14 protein-coding genes are annotated in these 19,182 nt (G+C 68.6%); 4 read left to right on the plus strand and 10 right to left on the minus strand.

All coding sequences use genetic code 11. From position 1 onward, the window contains the following. Positions 1-36 precede the first annotated feature (36 nt). Together SPDO_RS11815 and SPDO_RS11820 are read left to right on the plus strand one after the other, a co-directional pair. Positions 37-1,437, plus strand: a complete 1,401-nt coding sequence (locus SPDO_RS11815) for a short-chain fatty acyl-CoA regulator family protein (protein WP_088367854.1) — start codon at positions 37-39, stop codon at positions 1,435-1,437. A 108-nt stretch (positions 1,438-1,545) separates the two neighbouring features. Continuing rightward, positions 1,546-3,687, plus strand: a complete 2,142-nt coding sequence (locus SPDO_RS11820; RefSeq protein ID WP_211280074.1) for a TonB-dependent siderophore receptor — start codon at positions 1,546-1,548, stop codon at positions 3,685-3,687. 22 nt (positions 3,688-3,709) lie between these two features. Here the strand turns inward: SPDO_RS11820 and SPDO_RS11825 are convergent, their stop codons facing one another. From SPDO_RS11825 to SPDO_RS11835, 3 genes are read right to left on the minus strand one after another with little or no spacing between them, the layout of a single operon-like run. Next, entirely contained in the window at positions 3,710-4,588 is an 879-nt protein-coding gene (locus SPDO_RS11825) for an N-acetylmuramic acid 6-phosphate etherase (protein ID WP_088367701.1), read from the minus strand. Positions 4,589-4,592: 4 nt separating this feature from the next. Then, entirely contained in the window at positions 4,593-5,972 is a 1,380-nt protein-coding gene (locus tag SPDO_RS11830) for an FAD-binding oxidoreductase (protein ID WP_088367702.1), read from the minus strand. Then, complete coding sequence (locus tag SPDO_RS11835; protein ID WP_342746672.1) at positions 5,969-6,859, minus strand: glucosamine kinase nucleotide-binding domain-containing protein; 891 nt, start codon at positions 6,857-6,859, stop codon at positions 5,969-5,971. The genes SPDO_RS11830 and SPDO_RS11835 overlap by 4 nt, the downstream gene beginning before the upstream one ends. Positions 6,860-6,990: 131 nt before the next feature. Here SPDO_RS11835 and SPDO_RS11840 point away from each other — a divergent pair, with 131 nt between their 5' ends. After that, a complete protein-coding gene (locus tag SPDO_RS11840; protein ID WP_245829429.1) occupies positions 6,991-8,499 on the plus strand; it encodes an MFS transporter in 1,509 nt (502 codons plus the stop codon). Further along, positions 8,496-9,518 carry a serine hydrolase domain-containing protein gene (locus SPDO_RS11845; RefSeq protein ID WP_088367703.1) on the plus strand — a complete coding sequence of 341 codons (1,023 nt, stop codon included), beginning with the start codon at positions 8,496-8,498 and terminating at the stop codon, positions 9,516-9,518. The genes SPDO_RS11840 and SPDO_RS11845 overlap by 4 nt, the downstream gene beginning before the upstream one ends. Positions 9,519-9,563: 45 nt before the next feature. Here SPDO_RS11845 and dacB read toward each other — a convergent pair whose 3' ends face one another. The 7 genes from dacB to SPDO_RS11880 form a co-directional block, all read right to left on the minus strand. Continuing rightward, entirely contained in the window at positions 9,564-11,009 is a 1,446-nt protein-coding gene (gene dacB, locus SPDO_RS11850) for a D-alanyl-D-alanine carboxypeptidase/D-alanyl-D-alanine endopeptidase (protein ID WP_245829431.1), read from the minus strand. Further along, on the minus strand, positions 11,006-11,890 hold the full coding sequence (locus SPDO_RS11855) for a LysR family transcriptional regulator (RefSeq protein WP_088367704.1): 885 nt from the start codon (positions 11,888-11,890) through the stop codon (positions 11,006-11,008). The genes dacB and SPDO_RS11855 overlap by 4 nt, the downstream gene beginning before the upstream one ends. A 25-nt stretch (positions 11,891-11,915) precedes the next feature. Continuing rightward, positions 11,916-13,166, minus strand: coding sequence for a dicarboxylate/amino acid:cation symporter (locus SPDO_RS11860; RefSeq protein ID WP_088367858.1), 1,251 nt, complete (start codon positions 13,164-13,166; stop codon positions 11,916-11,918). Beyond that, the gene (gene dgcA, locus SPDO_RS11865) at positions 13,163-14,155 is read right to left on the minus strand and encodes an N-acetyl-D-Glu racemase DgcA (RefSeq protein WP_088367705.1); all 993 of its coding nucleotides are present in this window, start codon (positions 14,153-14,155) and stop codon (positions 13,163-13,165) included. The genes SPDO_RS11860 and dgcA overlap by 4 nt, the downstream gene beginning before the upstream one ends. After that, on the minus strand, positions 14,139-15,158 hold the full coding sequence (dgcN, locus tag SPDO_RS11870) for an N-acetyltransferase DgcN (RefSeq protein WP_088367706.1): 1,020 nt from the start codon (positions 15,156-15,158) through the stop codon (positions 14,139-14,141). The genes dgcA and dgcN overlap by 17 nt, the downstream gene beginning before the upstream one ends. 70 nt (positions 15,159-15,228) lie before the next feature. Then, entirely contained in the window at positions 15,229-16,785 is a 1,557-nt protein-coding gene (locus SPDO_RS11875) for an N-acyl-D-amino-acid deacylase family protein (protein WP_088367859.1), read from the minus strand. 38 nt (positions 16,786-16,823) lie between these two features. Continuing rightward, on the minus strand, positions 16,824-19,157 hold the full coding sequence (locus SPDO_RS11880; RefSeq protein ID WP_088367707.1) for a penicillin acylase family protein: 2,334 nt from the start codon (positions 19,155-19,157) through the stop codon (positions 16,824-16,826). Positions 19,158-19,182: the final 25 nt, after the last annotated feature.

Below are 19,182 nucleotides of genomic sequence, written 5' to 3' on the forward strand. Positions count from 1 at the left end.
CACCACGGGCGCCCTGCCCGCTGCGAAGGAAGCGAAGTGCGGAAAACCTTCATGGGCGTGCGCCTGCGCCGCCTGCGCGAGGAGCGCGGCCTGAAGCAGGTCGAGCTCGCCCAGGCGCTCGGCATCTCGACCAGCTACCTGAACCAGATCGAGCAGAACCAACGCCCGCTCACCGTCCCCGTCCTGCTCAAGATCAACCAGGCGTTCGGCATCGACGTCCAGCTCTTCTCGGAAGACGAGGAGGCGCGCCTCATCACCGATCTGCGCGACAGCCTGACCGAAGCCCCCGAGCCGATCGCCCTTGCCGAAATTCGCGAACTCGCCACCAACATGCCCGCGGTCGCCCGCACGCTGATCGCGCTCCACCGCCGCCAGCGCGACCTGACCGAACGCAACGAGGCAATGGCCGCGCAGCTTGGCGATCAGTGGATCGAGGGCGGCGGCGCGCGCATGCCGTTCGAGCAGGTCCGCGAGCTGTTCTACGCCAACTACAATCATATCGAGCCGCTCGATCAGGCGGCGGAGCGCCTCTACAAGGAGGCCGGCTTCGCCCCGCGCCGTGTCCACGCCGGGCTGATCGAGCGCCTGCGCACCCGCCACGGCATCGCCGTCGCGCTGGCGGAGCCCGGCGCGGTGCAGCGCCGCTACGATCCCGCGACCCGCACGCTCCACGTCTCGCCTGATCTGCGTCAGGGGCAGCAGGCGTTCCAGATGGCGACCCAGCTCGCCTTCCTCGAGCTCGGCGACTTGATCGACCGCCTTGCCGACGATCCGATCCTCACCGGTCCCGAGGCACGCCGCCTCGCCCGCATCGGCCTCGCCAATTACTTCGCCGGCGCGCTCCTCCTCCCCTATGCCGATTTCCTCGCCGCGGCGGAGGCGCAGGCGTATGACATCGAGAAACTCGGCCGCCATTTCGGCGTCGGGTTCGAGACGATCTGCCACCGCCTCTCCACGCTCCAGCGCCCCGAGGCGCGCGGCGTGCCGTTCTTCTTCATCCGCGTCGATCGCGCCGGCAACATCTCCAAGCGTCAGTCCGCCACCGATTTCCACTTTTCCCGCGTCGGCGGCAGCTGCCCCTTGTGGAAAGTGTACGAGGCGTTCGTTCAGCCCGGCCGCGTGCTGCGCCAGGTCGCGCAGATGCCCGATGGCCGCACCTACCTGTGGGTGGCGCGCACCGTGCGCCGCACCGCCGGCGCCTTCGGCGAACCCGGCAAGACCTTCGCCATCGCGCTAGGCTGCGACATCCGCCATGCGCCCAAGCTGGTCTATTCGCGCGGCTTCGACCTCACCGATCCGCGCGCCGCCACGCCGATCGGCGTCGGCTGCAAGGTGTGCGAGCGCACCGCCTGCCCGCAGCGCGCCTTTCCCATGATCGGCCGCGCCGTCGCCGCCGACGAGAACCGCGCCACCCTCACCCCCTACCCGGTGGCCTGAACCGCGGAACGCCGACAGAACGATCCTCGATAATGAAAGTCGGTTGCAATAAGGCAGTGATCGTTCTACCCGCCCGCTCATCGAACTCGGGAGGGCCTAATGAGTGTCATGAGCATGTTGCTCGCCAGCGTCGCCAGCGTGGCGGCGCCCGTCGCGGTCGAGGAGCCGCAGCGCGGCGACGACATCGTCGTTACCGGTGATCGCAGCGAGGGCAGCGACGATTACGGCGTGAAGACGCAGCGCACCGCCACGCGCATCGAGCTGAGCCAGCGCGAAACGCCGCAATCGATCAGCGTCGTCACCCGCGCGCAGATCGAGGATTTCCAGCTCAACGACGTCAACGCCCTGCTCACCACCGTGCCCGGCGTCAGCGTGCTCACGTCCGACACCGACCGTATCTATTATTCGGCGCGCGGCTTCGACATTCAGACCTTCCAGATCGATGGCGTCGGCCTGCCCTTCTCCTTCGGCATCCAGACCGGTTCGATCGATACCGCCATCTACGACCGCGTCGAGGTGGTCCGCGGCGCACCCGGCCTGCTCTCGCCGACCGGCAACCCCTCCGCCGTCGTCAATTTCGTCCGCAAGCGCCCCTATCGCGAGCTGAAGGCGTCGGCGAGCGCGCAATATGGCTCGTTCGACAATCTGCGCCTCGATGCCGATGTCAGCGTGCCGATCACCCGCGACGGCTCGATCCGCGCTCGCGCCGTCGGCGCCTACCTCGATACCGACAGCCATCTCGATCGCTACGGCCTCAAGCGCTGGACCGGCTATGGCATCGTCGAGGCCGACATCGGCCCCAACACCGTGCTCAGCGGCGGCTACGGCCATCAGGATCACCGCAGCCGCGGCGCGATGTGGGGCGCCATCCCGCTCTATTATACCGACGGCACGCGGCTGGAGTTCGGCCGCGACGCCAATTACGCGCCCGAATGGTCGTCATGGGGCGTGATCGACCGCCAGATCTTCGGCGACATCACGCATGATTTCGGCAACGGCTGGACGGGCAAGCTCTCCGTCCTGCGCCGCGCGATCAGCGAGGATGACACGCTGTTCTACGTCTACGGCAATCCGGTGCGCGGTGCGCCGGGCGGCATCGACGTCGGCGATCCGGCCAACCCGGACGACACCCGCGCGATCTTCAGCTACCCCGGCGCGTTCCGCGGCCAGACCCGCAACCTGACGATCGACGGCTATCTCAGCGGCAAGCTGGCGGTCGGCGGGCGCGATCACGAGGTGGTGCTCGGCCTGCAGCGCGGCGCGGAAAAGTACCGCCAATATTCCAGCTACGATTACAGCCAGGTCGGCATCCCGCTGTCGCTCGACACCTTCTTCCAGGGCAATTTCCCGAAGGTGAACTTCCCCGAGCCGTACGAACTCAGCCTCGACACCCATCTGGTGCGCGAGACGATCTACGGCCTCGTGCGGCTGAACCCCAGCGACCAGCTCAAGATCATGCTCGGCGGCAATTACACCCACGCCACCAGCGAGGGCGATTCCTACGGCACCCCGCAGGCATACGACCGGTCGCGCTTCTCGCCCTTCGTCGGCGCGACGTTCGACGTCACGTCGAACCTCAGCCTCTACGGCAGCTACGCCAAGATCTTCCGCCCGCAGGTAGAGGTCAGCGCCACCAACGAGATCCTGCCGCCGATCGTCGGCGACAATCTGGAGGCCGGCATCAAGGGCGAATGGTTCGGCGGGCGCCTCTACGCCAGCGCGGCGGTCTTCCAGGCACGCCAGAACAACACCGCCTTCGGCCAGTTCGACCCCGCGCTCGGCCGCACCGTCTTCACCCCCGTCGATGCCAAGTCGCAGGGGATCGAGCTGGAATTCGGCGGCGAGCTCGCCCCCGGCCTCCAGGCGACCGGCGGCTTCACCACCATGCGCATCCGCGACGAGGACGATCAGCCCGAGCGCACCTTCGTGCCGCGCAACATCGGCCGACTGAACCTCACCTATTCGCCGCCTTCGCTGCCGAAGCTGAAGCTCGGCACGTCGATCCAGTATCAAAGCAGTTTCTACTTCGAACCCGGCGGGCTGACCCCGGCGGGCGATCCGATCCGGCTCGAACAGGGCGATTACGTGCTGGCCGACCTGATGGCCCGTTACGAGCTGACCCCCAATGTCGCGGTCGGCGTCAACGTGCGCAACGTCACGAACCACCGGTATCTCAGCGCGCTGACCTTCGACCAGAGCTACTACGGCCCGCCGCGCACCGTGCTCGGCACCGTCAGCTTCCGTTACTGACCGATGCGCCGCGCGGTGGCGATCACCGCGCGGCCATCGCCGCCGACAGACTGCCGTCATGCGCGCGCAGCAGCGCGTCCGCCTCGCTCCGCGACGCACCCTGCGCGATCAGCACCGCCGCGCGGATATCCTCGTTTGCCGTATCCAGCGCCGCCGCCGCCGCCGCGCGCGACACGCCGGCAAGATCCGCCACCATCGCCTCGGCCCGCCCGCGCAGCTTGCGGTTGGACACGCGCATGTTCACCATCAGCCCGCGATGCACCAGCCCGCGGCGCACCATGATCGTGGTGGACAGGAGGTTCAGCACCGCCTTCTGCGCCGTGCCCGCCTTCATCCGCGTCGACCCCGCCACCACCTCGCTGCCGGTGTCGACCAGGATGCCATGTTCCGCCGCGGTCAGCAGGCCTTGTCCGGGATTGTTCGCTACCCCGATCGTCAGCGCCCCCGCCGCGCGCGCCGCCTCGATCACCGCCACCGTGAAGGGCGTGCGCCCACTCGCCGCCACCCCGATCACCACATCGCGCGCGCCGACCATAGTCTCCGCCACCGCGACCCGCCCGGCCGCCGCATCGTCCTCCGCGCCCTCCACGCTTTCTAAGAGCGCGCCCGGCCCACCCGCCATCAGGAAGACGCAGCGCTCCTGCGGCCAGTTATAGGTCGGGAACAGCTCCACCCCATCCTGCACCGCGACCCGGCCCGACGTGCCCGCCCCGGCGTAGATCAGCCGGCCATCATCGCCCAGCCGCCGCGCCGCCGTTTCGGCCGCCGCCGCGATTGCGCCCACCTGGCCCTTGATCGCCGCGATCGCCGCCATCTGCCCCTCGAGCATCGCCTCGACGGCAGTGGCGGACGGCCATTGGTCGAGCGATACGTAGCGCGGATCGACGGTTTCGGTGCTCATCGTTTCATTCTTCCGCAAAGATCTTGCCCGGGTTCATCAGCCCCGCCGGATCGATCGCCGCCTTGATCCGCCGCATCAGCGCGACCGCATCGGCGCCATGCTCGCGCACCAGCGCGCCGCGCTTGCCGATCCCGATGCCATGCTCGCCGGTGCAGGTACCGCCGACCGACAGCGCATAGTCGATCAGCTCTTCGTTCACCGCCCGCGCCTTGGCCCATCCCGCCGCATCGTCGCGCCGCAGGACGAAGAAGACATGGTAATTGCCGTCGCCGACATGCCCCAGGATCGGCGCCAGCAGCCCGGCCGCGTCGATCGCCGCGCGCGCGCCGCTGATCGCGCCGGCCAGCTTGGAGATCGGCACACAGATGTCGGTCGACCAGGTCACGGCATCCGTCACCATCGCGCGCGCCGCCGGCAACGCCGCATGCCGCGCCCGCCACAGCCGGCGCTGCTCGTCGCGATCGGCGGAGATCGTCAGCGCGCCGCCGCCATGCTCCGCGCCGATCGCCGACAGCATCTCGCGCTGTTCCGCCACCCCACGCGGCGACCCGTGCAGTTCGACGAACAAGGTCGGCTGTTCGGCCAGCGTCAGCCCCGCATAGGCATTGCACGCCCGGATCGCGACCGGATCGAGCAGCTCCATGCGCGCCACCGGCACGCCGCTCTGGATCGTCTCGATCACCGTCTGCACCGCGCCATCGAGGCTGTCGAAGCCCCAGCTGCCGGCCAGCACCGCCTCGGGTATCCCGTGCAGCCGCACGCTCGCCTCGACGATCAGCCCCAGCGTCCCCTCCGATCCGGCGAACAGGTGCGTCAGGTCGTAGCCGGCGGCGGACTTGCGCGCCCGGCTGCCGGTGCGGATCAGGGTGCCGTCGGGCAGCACCACGCGCAGCCCCAGCACATTTTCGCGCATCGTGCCGTAGCGCACCGCGTTCGTGCCCGACGCCCGCGTCGAGATCATCCCGCCCAGCGTCGCATTCGCGCCCGGATCGATCGGAAAGAACAGCCCGGTCGCGCGCAATTCCTCGTTCAGCGCCTCGCGCGTCACCCCCGGCTCCACCACGCAGAGCAGATCCTCGGGCGCGACCTCCAGCACCCGGTTCATGCCCGACAGGTCGACCGAGACCGCGCCCGCCACCGCGCCGGCATTCCCCTCAAGCGAGGTGCCGACGCCCAGCGGCACCACCGGCACGCCCGCCGCGTGCGCCGCCGCCATCAGCATCTGCACGTCTTCGATCGTGCGCGGTTGCGCCACCACATCGGGCATGCCCGCCGCATGGTGCCCCTCGGCCGCCATGAACTGCGCCCGGCCCGCCTCATGCGCGATCCACCGCTCGCCGAACCGTCCCGCCAGCATGTCGCCAAGGCCAAGCAGCGCGCTCATGCCGCCTTCACATCCTGCGCGGCATGGCCGGCCAGAAACAGGGCGCCGTCCAGCGCGTCGCCCTGCGGCTCGCTGAGTTGCGCCACCGTGCGCGCGCGCAGCCACGGCCGCAGATGCGGCGCCAGACCGCCGAGCAGCGCGCAGGCGGGCGCGCCGCGCTCGAAGATCGTCTCGATGAACCGCTCCACATGCCCCGCGGCATCCTCCACGATCGATCGCGCGATCGGGTCATCGGCCTGCGCATGCTGGATCACGATCGGCGCCAGCGCGGCATAATCGGCAGGCGTCGCGCGGTCCATCCACGCGATCGCCTGCGGAATGGCATGGGCAAAGCGGGCCGCGATTGCCAGCGCCAGCGGCGTGCGCGCGGTGCGCCCGTCGAGCGCGCGCAGCGCATGCCGCATCGCCGACAGCCCCAGCGCCGCCCCGCTGCCCTCGTCCGAAATGGGAAAGCCATAGCCGCCGATGGCGAAGTCGGTATCGTTCACCCGCAACTGCGCGATACTGCCGGTCCCCAGGATCAGCGTCGCGCCATCGCGTCCGCCGTGCGCGCCAAGGTTCGCGATCGCCGCATCGGTGGCAAGCGCCACGCTGGCCAGCCCCAGGTCGATCGCACGCAGCGCCTCCGCACTGCCGGGCCGCGACAGCCCGGCAATGCCGATCCCCGCCGCGATCTCACTGCGCCGGCCTCGGTCCAGCCCCGCCGCCGCCATCGCCTGATCGATCACGTCGTTCAGAACCGCGGCCACCGCCTCCACGCCGATCCGCATGTTCGCCGGCCCGGCATTGCCGGTGCCCCGCACCTGACCGGTGCCGTCAATCAGCCGCGCGCGGCAGTGACTGCCGCCGGCGTCCACGCCAAGATACCAGGTCACCATCTCGCTCATCCTTCTGCGCCCGGCGGGCCGACGCGCGCCCATATCGGCTTGTCTTGCCGGTATAACCCATGGTGATGACAACATGCCTCATCGCCCCACCGGGATTGACGCGGCCCGCCGCGCGATGAACGATCGGTGGCATGACCGATCTGGCCGCCCCGGCGGCGCTCGCCGAGCCCCCTGCCACCCCAGCCCCCGTCGACCGCCGCGGCATGGCGCTCTACGGTGTTCTCGGCTTCGCGGCGGGGCTGCCCTTCTACATGTTTTCCACCGTGCTGGCGCTCCGGCTGCAGGCGCATGGCGTGGTCCTCGCCGTCATCGGCTTCTTCGCCTGGGTGCAGTTGCTGCCGACGCTGAAGTTCGTCTGGGCGCCGCTGCTCGATCGCTACGCCATCCCCGGCTTTGCGCGCTTCTACGGTCAGCGGCGCGGCTGGATGATGCTGGCGCAGCTCGGCATCTTTACCTCGCTCGTCGCGATGGCGCTGACCGCCAGCGACGCCAGTCTTGCGCTCACCGCGCTGTTCGCCGTGCTGCTGGCGTTCTGGACGACCACGCTGGAGATCGCCGCCGACGCCTGGCGTATCGAGCTGTACCCGACGCAGGACGAGCAAGGGCCGATCGTCGCGGCAAACCTGTGGGGCTATCGCGGCGCCATGGTCGCGGCGGGCAGCGGCGCGCTGCTGCTTGCCGATTGGGGTGGCTGGACGATCGCCTATCTCGCCATCGCCGCGGCCGCGTTTCTCCCCTTCCCGATCCTCGCGGCGATGCGCGGGGACACCGCTGACGCACGCGATCGCCTGCCCGCGCTGGTCACCGGCGTCATCGCCAGCATCGCCATCATCGCGGCGACGGCGGCAATCACCGCCGTCATCGGCTGGGTCATCCTCTCGTCCGCAGCGGGCGCCGGCGTCGATGCCGATACCAACGTCACGCCTTGGGTGCTCGGCTGCTGCATGCTCCCGTTCCTGCTCATGGCCGCCGCCCTGCCGCAGATCCGCCGCGCCCCCGCCGACGCGCCGATCCGCCGCTCGGCGCTGCTTGGCCCCTATGTCGATTTCTTCTGGCGCTACGGCTTTGCCGCGCTGACGCTGATGGCCTTTGTCTCGCTCTATCGCATGGGCGACGTGCTCGCGCTGAACCTGTCCAAACCGATGATCAAGGATCTCGGCTATTCGCTGTCGCAGATCGGCCGGGCGGACAGCGTCGTCGCGCTCGCCGCCAGTGCGATCGGCGTCGGGCTCGCCGGCTGGCTGGTCACGCGCTATTCGATGATGTGGATGCTGGCGCTCGGCGCATTGGTGGCGGCGATCGGTAATTTCGGCTTCGTCTGGCTCGCCCAGCAACCGGTCAGCGAGGGAATGCTCTACATCGCGACCGGCGCCGATCAGTTCGGCAACGGCTTTGCCGGCGCGGTGTTCGTCGTCTATCTCTCGCTGTTGGTGAACCCGCGCTTCCCCGGCGCGCAATATGCCTTTCTCACCGGCTTCGCCTTCCTCCTGCCGCGCCTCCTGTCGGGCGCTGGCGGCACGATCGTCGGCCAGATCGGCTACGACAATTTCTTCCTTCTCTCGGGCGCGCTCAGTCTCGTGGCGGTGATCTTCCTGCCGCTGCTCGCGCGCATCCGTCCCCGCACCGAAGAGGCCGCATGATCCAGGACATCACCGCCCGCGCCTTCGCGCCCGCCGCTGCCGCGGTGGAGGCCGGGCGCATCCCGGGCGCCGCGCTCGGCCTCGTCACCGCCGACGGCCAGCGCGCCGTCGAACTCACCGGCCTCGCGCAGCGCGTACCGACCGAGGAGCCACTCACCCGCGATCACTGGTTCGATCTCGCCTCGGTCAGCAAGGTGATCGCCACCACCACCTTTATCCTGAAGCTGGCGGACGAAGGCCGGCTCGATCTCGATCGCCCGCTCACCGATGCGATCCCAGACCTCCGCCAATATGATATCGCGAACGCGCCCGAACGCCGCCTCACCTTCCGCGATTGCCTCGTCCACCGCACCTTTCTGCCCGCGGTCGAGCCGATCTACACCTATGGCGACGATCCCGCGCGCCTGCGCGCCTTCGTCCTCCAGCGCGAGTGGCGCCACGGCCCGCCGGTCTATTCTGACATCAACTTCATCCTGCTCGGCATCGCGGTTGAGCGGCTGACCGGCGCCGGGCTCGATGCCTGGCCGCTCAGCAATGGCCTCTCCTGGGGCCCGCCCCCCGGCCCCGCCGTCGCCACCGAACATTGCCAATGGCGCGGCCGCGTCCTGAAGGGCGAGGTGCACGACGAAAATTGCTCGGCGATGGGCGGCCGCACCGGCCACGCCGGCCTCTTCGGCACGATCGACGGCGTCCTCGATTTCGCGCAAGTCCTGCTCGACGGCTCGGGCGCCTCGCCCGCCATGCTCGAGGCGATCCGCACGCCCGTGGAGGGCCACCGCACCGCCGGCTGGGAAATCCGCTTTCCCGGCTGGTCCGGCGGCCAGACCTGCTCGCCCGGCACGATCGGCCACACCGGCTTCACCGGCACCGGATTATGGGTCGATTTCGATCGCGGCCTCGCCTGGACGCTGCTCACCAACCGCGTTCACCCGACCCGTCATTTTGACAGCGGCATCTTCGATCTGCGCCCGGAAACGGGCGAGGCCGTCATCGCCGCATTCGAGGCCAAATTGCGCTAAGGACAGGCCGACCCACACCCGATGCGCAGTCGCCGGCGGCCAAATCTAATGCGCCTCCGCGACCGCCACCAGCGCCGCATCGATCGCCGCGGTGGCGCTCACATCACCCGGCATGTCGTTGGCATAAGCGGCAAAGGTAAACTGCCGCCCGCTTCTCGCCGTGAAATACCCGGCCAGCGCATTGGCCGCATTCAGCGACCCCGTCTTGGCGAACAGCTTGCCCTCCAGCAGCGTACCCTTGAACCGGTTGCGCAACGTCCCGTCCTGCCCCGCGATCGGCAGCGTCTGCCGCCACGCCGCACCCCACGGCTGCCCCGCCCCCCAGCGCAGCAGCGTCACGCTCGCCCGCGGCGTCACGCGGTTGTAGTTCGACATCCCCGAGCCATCGCCAAAGTCATATTGCCAGCGCGCAATCCCGGCTTCTTTCAACACCTTGTCCATCGCCGCATGCCCATCCGCGACCGACCCGCTGCCCGAAACTGAGCCCACCCGGCGCAGCAACAACTCGGTGTGCAAATTCTGGCTCACCTTGTTGGTATGCACCAGATCCTCGCCCAGCGACGCCGGCACCACCCGCGCCAGCACCGGCGCGAGCGGCGGCTTCGCCGCTGGCGCGCCGCCACGCACGGCGGGATCGTCCGCCGGCATCAAGGCGCGATGCCGCACGCCTACCTTGCCCGTGACCCGCACCCCCGCCGCCCGCAGCAGCGCCGCCAGCCGCCACGCTGCCCGATGCGCCGGATCGTCCACCCCCACCGCGATTTCATAGGGCGCCGCATCCGCCGGGATCGTTCCCGTCAGCCGCAGCAGGTCACTCCCCGGCTCGCGCATATAGCCGATCGACCTCTTGCCCCCGGCCGGCACCGTAACCACCCGATTATCAAGCCGAAAATAGCCGTCACCCGTCGCCTCGGCCGCCGCGCCGACTGCGCCCGGCCGGATCGTCACCGCCACCTCATTGTCGTCGATCGTCAGCGCCGAGACGGCCGTACCGTACTTCCCCACCATGTTGTTCCAGCTCATCCCGGCGGGCCAGTGCTCGTCGGGAAAGGCGGTGTCGTCGCCGATCACATCACCCACCACCCGCGTCTCGCGAGCCACCGCCTCGGCCAAGGTCGACAGGCAATCGCTTTGGCAATTCGCCGCGCTGGAAAGCCGCGCGTCTCCCGCCCCGATCAGCACCACGTCGCGCGCCGGACCGCGCGGCTCCAGCCGCACGCTCGCCCCCGCGCCAGCATCCGGCGCGCTGGTATCCAGCATCGCAAAGGCCGTCGCCGTCGTATAAAGCTTGGTATTCGAGGCCGGCACGAACCGCTCGTCCGGCCGCACCGCGACCACCTCGCGCCCCGCCTCGTCCACCACCAACAGGCCGATCCGCGTACCTTCTGCCGCCGTTGCGAGCGCCGCCGAAACCTCCGGTGACACCGACGGAGCAGGCGCGGGAGCATCGGCCGCAGCGGCAGCCAGAAGCGGCAACAGGATCAGCATCATTCCCGGTCGATCTCCTCTCGCAGGGTCGCGAGAAATTCGCTCGCCAGCGCAGACGGCGGCCGATCGAGCAGGTGGATGGCATGAATGTCGAACGTCAGCGACGGCTTGAGCGGCCGCATCGACAGCCCGTCGGCTACCCACGCCTCGGCGGTGAAGCTGTCCACCACCGTCACCCCCACCCCCGCGCGCACCAGCGCCGCCGCGATGTAGAACGTCCGCGCCGCCACCACTTCATCGAGCGCGATGCCGAGCCGATCGAGCTCGTCGGTCAACAGCGTGCCGATCGGCCCGCTTCCCGCCAGCGAGATGAACCGACGGCTTGCCAGCTCGGATAACTCCACGCGCGGCGGCGCGTCGGGCATCTCCTCCTCGCGATACAGCACCACCAGCTCGCCTTCGCCAAGCCAGGTGTTGCTCAGCGCCGCGCCCCGCGGCGGCTCGCTGGCGACGGCGATGTCGGTCTCGCGCTCGTACAATTTGCGCAGCAGATCGTCGTGGTGGACGGTCTGCAGGTCGAAATGGACGTCGGGGTGCCGCTGGAGAAACCGCGAAACCGCCGCCGGCAGCGCGCCCAGCGCCAGGCTCGGCAATGCGGAGATGCGCAGCCGCCCGCCGCCGCCGCTGCGCATGTTACGCCCGGCCTCGCGCAACGCGCGCACCCGCTCCTGGATCTCCGCCACATCGGCAAACAGATTGTGCGCGTCCTCGGTCGGCACCAGCCGGCCGCCGATCCGCTGAAAAAGATCAAAGCCGAGCAGCGTCTCGGCGTGCCGCAAGGTCTTCGAAACCGACGGCTGCGAGACGTTCAACGCGCGGGCCGCGGCGGAAACCGATCCGTTGACGTAAACGGCATGAAATATTTCGATATGGCGCAGGTTCACAGGTGCGATCCTAGCGCCACCAGCCTCACTCGACCACCCGCCCGCGGAACCGCGCCTCGTCCAAGCCCCCTTCCGCCCGCGCCACCAGCGTCGCGACGGTAAGGTTGGCGGAGGCCGACGGCACCGTGCGCGTCATGTCGAGCAGCCGATCGAACGGCAGCACCAGGCCGACTACCAGCGCGGTCTGCTCCGCTCCCACCCCCACCGCCGAGAGCATCGCCGCCAGCATGAAGAGCGAGGCGGACGGCACCGGCGCCGTACCGAATGCCGCGAGCGCGCCGGTCACCAGCATCACCACCAGCATCTGCGCATCGGGAACGATGCCGAGCGCCTGAAGCGCGAACTGCCCCAGCAGCCCGACATACATCGCCGTGCCATCCTTTCCGATCGCCGCGCCCAGCGGCAGCACGGTGGAGGCAACCGGCCGCGCCACGCCCAAATTGTCCTGCGCCACGCGCAGCGCGACCGGCAGCGTCGCAGACGATGAGGCGGTCGAAAACGCGATTGCCAGCGCATCCACGATGCCGCGATAGAAACGCACCACCGGCAGCCGCGCCACCAGCGCGATCAGCCCGGCATGCACCACCAGCATCTGCGCCAGCGACGCCGCAACGACGCACAGCGCCAGCCATCCGACGTTGACGAACATCGCCGCGCCATTCGCCGCCACCGCATTGGCGATCAGGGCAAACACGCCGAATGGCGTCACCTCCATCACGATGCGCACGATATGCATCAGCGCTGCGGCGAGCCCCTGGAGCAGCGCCACCACCGGCTTACCCGCCTCGCCCGACAACACGCTGCCGATGCCAAGCAGGATGGCGGTAAAGATGATTGCCAGCATGTCACCCTTGGCGAGCGCCTCGATGATATTGGCGGGGACGATCGAGAGCAACTGGTCGCTTGGCGATACGGCCGTGCCAAGCACGTGCGGCGCGACCCCGGCGAGCGCGATCCCCTCGCCCGGCCGCACCAGAAGCCCCATCGCCATCCCCAGCGACACCGCGATCAGCGTGGTCAGCGCGAACAAGCCAATTGTGCGCCCACCGATCGGGCCGAGACGCCGCGGATCGCCAAGCCCTGCAATGCCGGCGGCAATGGTGATCAGCACCACCGGCACGACCAGCATCTTGATCAGCCGGACGAACAGGTCGCCGACGATCTTCACCGCCGGCGCCGCCTCGGGCCAGAGCGCGCCGAGCAGAACACCGAGCACCAGCCCGGCCACCACCCGCTTCCACAAAGTTATCGCGAACCATCCACGCAGGATGGTCACGCCGGCGTTCCCCAGAAACCGGGCGCGGGCGGCTGCATCCAGCCGGCCTCGTCGCATACGCCACCTTCGCGATCGGCGGCCAGCCACAGCGGCCCATCCAAATCCACGAACGACGCCCGCTCGGCCACCAGCATCGCCGGCGCGATGCCCAACGACGACGACACCATGCACCCCACCATCAGTCCAAACCCCATCTCCAGCGCCGCATCGGCGAGCGCCAGCGCTTCGGTCAGACCGCCGGTCTTGTCGAGCTTGATGTTGACGTAATCATATCGCCCGCGCAGCCGCGGCAGGTCGGCGCGCGTGTGCAGCGCTTCGTCGGCGCAGATCGGGATCCGGCTGCCAAGCCCCTCCAGCCCGGCATCGTCGTCGGCCGGCACCGGCTGCTCCAGCAGGTCGACGCGATAGCGCAGCAGTAGGTCCTGCCACCGCGCCACATCCTCAACCCGCCAGCTTTCGTTAGGGTCGACGATCAGCCGCGGTGCCGGCGCCACCGCGCGCACGGCGGCGAGCTGTGCCTCCGCCTCGTCGCGGTTCACCTTTACCTTGAGCAGCGGAACCGCTGCATGCCGCTCGGCCACCGTCGCCATCGCCTCGGGCGCATCGATCCCGATCGTAATGGCAGACGCCAGCGCTTCGGGCGCGGCACGGCCGGCGAGCGCCGCCACGCTCGTGCCGGCGAGTCGCCCCTCCAGGTCCCACAGCGCGCAATCGACCGCATTGCGCGCCGCCCCAGCCGGCATTGCACGGGCGAGTTCCTCGCGAGAAGCCCCGCCCTCGATCAGCGAACGGATGTCTTCGATCGCAGCGAGCGAACCGTCGACCGTCTCGCCATAACGCGGATAGGGCACGCCCTCGCCCCGCCCGACATGATCGCCCTGCCGCACCGTAACGGTGACGACATCGGCCACCGTCTTCACCCCGCGCGAAATGCGGAACGGGGTGTGCAGCGCAAAGCCGTCGTGGCGCGCCTCAAGCGTACGCGACATCGGCAGCCAGCAAGTGGTCGATGATCGTGTCGGCGCCGAAGCGGAACGGATCGGTGCACGGCAGGCCATGCTCGTCGGCGGTCGCGGCGAGCAGGCGAAACGCCTCGTCTTCGCCGTATTTCGACGTGTTGAGCGCAATACCAACGAAGCGCACGTCCGGACTGGTCAGTCGCGCCACGCGCAGATTTGCCTCGATGCATTCGGCAAGGTCGACCAGCGGAAAGTGCGGCAGCCCGCGCATGTGCGGTCGGCTGGGATCGTGGCACATCACCAGCGCCTCGGCCTGCGCGCCATGGAGCAACCCGGTCGACACGCCCGCAAATGCCGGGTGGAACAGCGATCCCTGTCCTTCGATCAGATCCCAGCCGTTGTCCGTCCGCGCCGGCGCCAGATCCTCGATCGCGCCCGCGATAAAGTCTGCCACCACCGCGTCGAGCGGCACGCCATCACCCGCGATCAGGATGCCGGTCTGCCCCGTTGCGCGGAAATCGGCCGTCACACCGCGGCTGCGCAGCGCGTCGCGCAGGCACAACGTCGTGTACATCTTTCCGACCGAACAATCGGTACCCACCGTCAGCAGTCGCTTGCCCGCGCGCTTCTTGCCATTGCCCACCGGCAGGTCCCGCCGCGGATCGCGGATGTCGAACAGCTGCACGCCCGCCGCCTTGGCAGCTTGAACCAGCCGGGGCTCGTCCTTCAATCGCTGGTGCAGCCCACACGCCAGGTTCATGCCCGCCGCGATCGCCGCCAGCGCATCCGCCATCATCCATTCGGGAAAACGCCCGCCCGCATTGGCGATGCCCAGTACCAGCGTCCTGGCGCCCGCCGCCGCCCCCGCGGCCGCATCCATGCGCGGCAGATCGAAGCTGAACGGGCAATCGTCATGGCGCCATTCGCCGACGCAATCCTCGCGTCGGAACGTGGCAAGGCCGCGCGAGGTTTTGAGGCCGAACTCGTCGTCGGAGTGGCCGAGGTACAGCAGATATGGAGCCGGAATGGTCATGATGCCGGACGATAAATGGCTGGCGCGCTCACCCGCCAATCGTGCTCACAGCTGTGCCTATAACGCAAGGCTATTGCCCGCAATCGGCAGGCCGCGGGCGAAGCAGCGCGCGGCCCGCGGCGGCACCGGTCACCGCGCCGTCCTTCAACGCCAGTTTGCCGTTCACGAACAGCGCCTTCACCCCCGCGCTCGGCTCGCGGGGCCGGATATAGTCCGCACGAGGCGCATAAGCGGCCGGATCGAACACGACCACATCCGCAAACAGGCCGCGCTTCAGGTACCCACGGCCGCTGATATGGTACATGTCTGCCGTGGCCCCGGTCGATCGACGGATGAACTGCGCGATGCTGATCACCGGCCGCTTGACGACATAATCCTGATACAGCTTCGGGAAGGTCGCATATTGCCGCGGGTGCCCGTTCGATCCGTCAGACGAGGTGACGACCCACGGCTGCTTCATGATCAGTTCAACGTCGCGCGGCGCCATGTTGAAGCTCGCGACGGCGGCGCCGGCCGGTTCGGTGCCGCTGGCGTTGGCCACGCGCAGGATGCGGATCGCGGCATCGATCGGGTCGAGCTTCCATGTCGCGGCCATTTGCGCCAGCGTCTTGCCGGTCCACGGCTGCCCCTGCGCAATCAGAAGCAGCGATTCCGCTCCCCCGCGCCGCCGCATATTCTCGCGCATTTCCGCTTTGATCCGCGCCATGATCTCGGGCGTATCGAATCGTTTGATCATCGATTGATAGCCGCCATCCACCGCCCACGCCGTTACCAGCGAGGCATCGACGCTCGAACCTGAGGCGAGCCACGGATATTGATCGGCGGTCACGTCCTGCCCGGCCGCGCGCGCGTCCTTGATCGTGCGGATCAACTCGGGCGCCTTGCCGTGCAGATCGACGCCCAGCGCTTTCAGATGCGCAATATGCACGGGTGCGCCTGCCCGTCGCCCGATCTCGATCGCTTCCTTGGTGGAGGCGATGAGGCCGATATTATAGTTCGACTCGTCGCGTTGATGGCTGTCGTACATACCACCGCGCTTGCCTGCCTCCGCCGCAACTGCGGCCACCTCGTCGGTTTTGGCGAAGCTCTGCGGCGGATAGAACAGCCCCGCCGACAAGCCATAGGCGCCCTCGCACATCGCCTTTGCCGCCAGCCGCTTTTCCTCTGCCAGTTCGGCCGGGGTCGGCGCACGATCAGCCTTGCCCAGCACGCGCTGGCGGATTGCACCAAAGCCGACGAACGGCACCACATTGGTGCCGATGCCGCTCGCCTCCAGCTTGCGCCCGTCCTCACCCACGTCGGGCGTGCCATAGCCGTCGACACCGATCACGATCGTCGACACGCCCTGCGCGAGCCACGGCAAGTTGAGCCGCGCCTTGGGATCGTCAGACCGGATATAGCTGTCGGGATGGGTATGCGCGTCGATGAAGCCGGGCGCGACGATCTGTCCCTTGGAGTCCACCACTTGTCCAGCGCGGGTGCCACGACCCGGCCCGACATAAACGATGCGATCGCCCGCAATCTCCACATCGCCGGTGATCGGCGGCGTGTCCGCGCCCGTGTAGATCGTGCCCCCACGGATCACGACATCGACCGTCGCCTCGTTGGCGCCGCCCAGCACCAGCATCGCCGCCAGCCCCACCCCGGCGCGAAGACCCGCGCGCCTCACTTGCCGTTCCCTTGTGGGGTGAGCGTCCAGCGGTTGGCCGTCGCCGCATCCACCGCAGCGCGGCTGAACGTCATCGGCAGCACATCGCCCTTGGTCCACGGCGTGTATTGATCGCGATAATGCGATGAGCGCGGATCATTCGATTGTCCCGGCAGGTTCAGCATCACCGATCTATCCCAATCGCCCACGTCGATCACTTGCAGATAGCTGGCACCGCCGCCGACACGCCAGCTCGGCCCGCTGCCGAGCCACCGCGCCATGACGGTGTAGCTGTCGCCGCCCGATCCTTCGCCCTCGATCGGCGGGAACGCCGCTGCGATCGCCGGAATGCTGGACAAGGGGTGGCTGATCTGCACCTGATGCAACGTCCCCCAGCGCCAAGTGGCAGGGTCGCTTCCCAGCAGCCGCTGCGCCTCGGCCCATCCGCTCGCCAACGCCGCATCCACCATCGCCGGCCGGCTCGCGGCACGTCGCAACAGCTCGGACGGCGCGATCTCGTCCACCAGGCCCTTCGCCTGCTCGGGCACGATCGCCGTCAGCATCCGCCTGCCCAGGTCGCGCCAGACAATCTCGTACAGCGCCGCGGCGCCGCTATCCTTGTCGAGCCGCGCGTCCCAGCCGGACAGCAATTTCACCGCCGAAGCCGCGCCAGCGGACGGCCGCTTGGGCAGCAGCGCCAGGAACTGCTTGGCCGGCGCCGATAGCGTGTCGAACTGCAAGGCGACGCTGTCCGCGACCGAATGGCGCGGCTGCGATGCCAGCACCTCGGCCACCCGCTCGTAGCGATATGGATCGCGGAACGAGAAGGCCGGTATGCGATCGCGCGGCCAGTCGGCTGGCAAATTGTTCTGGTTGGCCGACGCGAACCAGCCCTTCTTCGGGTTGAACGCGCTCGGCAGCGCGCGGAAGTCGCGATAACCGTTCCAGTCGTACGCGCCATCGCCCGGCACCGGCATCAACCCGTCGCCCTTCTTGCGCTGCGGGACGAAGCCGATGACCTGCCAGCCGTGATTGCCGTCCACGTCGGCATAATGGAAATTGGTCGGCGACGGGTGCAGCTTGAATGCGTCTTTCAGGCTGTTCCAATCGCGCGCCAGGTTGATCGCCACCATGGAGAACGCGCCGAACCCGCCCGGCTGCATGCCGATCGAGCCGAGCACCGTCGCCCGTGCTTTCGCCGGATCGTGCATGATCACCGGACCCTGCACTGCGTAGCGCAGCAGCACTTTCTGCGGCGGACCGTCCTTGACCGGGATCATCTCCTCGACCCGTTCGAACCGCTTCCACCCGCCATCGTGCCGGTAACGCTCGGGGTCGTTAGGATCAAGCTCGATCACGAACAGATCCTGCTGGTCGATGTGGAAGTTCGTCCGGCCGAATGCGAAGCGATCGGTATGCCCCTGCATGATGCCCGGCAGGCCTGGCGCCCCGCCGCCGATCACGTCCAGCCCCGGTGCGGTCAGATGCGCCACGTGCCGCGGCCCGAACCCGCCAATGCCAAGGTGCGGATCGTTGGCGAGAATCGGGCGGCCGGTCGCCGTGCGGCTTCCCGCCACCGTCCAGGCGTTCGATCCCGCCTGCGAGCGGTCGAGCTGCTCGTCCGGATCGTGCGTCGGCGTCTCCGGCCCGAATGGCAGGCGACCGAGCTGCAGCACGCCAAGGTCCGCCTCGCTCACTTTTGCCACGTCCAGCCCGGCGGGTACCGTCAGCTTCCAGGCCGGTCGCAGCGGCGCGACGACCGCGTCCAGCTCCAGCAGGCCCAGCGCGGCCAGCTTCGCCCGGCGGATTTCGTCATCGGCATTGCCGATCGCGCTGCCACGCGCGCGCACCATGTCGCGAATGTCCCAACGCAGCGGCATGACGCCGAGAATGCGATATTCAAGCGGCAACTCGCCGGCGTTGCGCTCCACCTCCGCGATGCGCGCGTTAACCCCGGCAATATAGCCCGCAACACAGTCGCGCACCTCCATCGGCACGCGCGCAAGCTCGGCCTCCAGGTCGCCGCGATAGTGGAACAGCCGGGCCACCGCGTCATGCTTCGTGAATTCGGGGCCGAATGCTTCTGCCATCCGGCCGAGCTCGCGGCGGTGCCCCAGATCGATCTGGAACAGCCGGTCGCGCGCCACGACATAGCCTTGGCCGAAAAACGCATCGGCCTTGGTCTGCGCGCGGATGTGCGGGACGCCCCAACGATCGTCGATAATCTCGATCGGCGCCGACAACCCCGAAACGCTGCGGCTGCCGGCAACGCCGCGCATCTGCCCGCGACAGGCCGTGGAAACCAGCGCCGTCGCTGCGGAGCCGAGCAGGAACTGGCGCCGATGAAGCATTTCTATCCTTTCAACATGCGTCCCG

The sequence above is a fragment of the Sphingomonas dokdonensis genome (assembly GCF_002197685.1).
GTDB lineage: Bacteria > Pseudomonadota > Alphaproteobacteria > Sphingomonadales > Sphingomonadaceae > Sphingomonas > Sphingomonas dokdonensis.

Coding starts and splice junctions, on each gene's coding strand:
- SPDO_RS11820 (WP_211280074.1), top strand. CDS start 1,546: ATGAGCATGTTGCTCGCCAGCGTCGCCAGCGTGGCGGCGCCCGTCGCG.
- SPDO_RS11825 (WP_088367701.1), bottom strand. CDS start 4,588: ATGAGCACCGAAACCGTCGATCCGCGCTACGTATCGCTCGACCAATGG.
- SPDO_RS11830 (WP_088367702.1), bottom strand. CDS start 5,972: ATGAGCGCGCTGCTTGGCCTTGGCGACATGCTGGCGGGACGGTTCGGC.
- SPDO_RS11835 (WP_342746672.1), bottom strand. CDS start 6,859: ATGAGCGAGATGGTGACCTGGTATCTTGGCGTGGACGCCGGCGGCAGT.
- SPDO_RS11840 (WP_245829429.1), top strand. CDS start 6,991: ATGACCGATCTGGCCGCCCCGGCGGCGCTCGCCGAGCCCCCTGCCACC.
- SPDO_RS11845 (WP_088367703.1), top strand. CDS start 8,496: ATGATCCAGGACATCACCGCCCGCGCCTTCGCGCCCGCCGCTGCCGCG.
- dacB (WP_245829431.1), bottom strand. CDS start 11,009: ATGATGCTGATCCTGTTGCCGCTTCTGGCTGCCGCTGCGGCCGATGCT.
- dgcA (WP_088367705.1), bottom strand. CDS start 14,155: ATGTCGCGTACGCTTGAGGCGCGCCACGACGGCTTTGCGCTGCACACC.
- dgcN (WP_088367706.1), bottom strand. CDS start 15,158: ATGACCATTCCGGCTCCATATCTGCTGTACCTCGGCCACTCCGACGAC.
- SPDO_RS11875 (WP_088367859.1), bottom strand. CDS start 16,785: ATGCTGGTGCTGGGCGGCGCCAACGAGGCGACGGTCGATGTCGTGATC.
- SPDO_RS11880 (WP_088367707.1), bottom strand. CDS start 19,157: ATGCTTCATCGGCGCCAGTTCCTGCTCGGCTCCGCAGCGACGGCGCTG.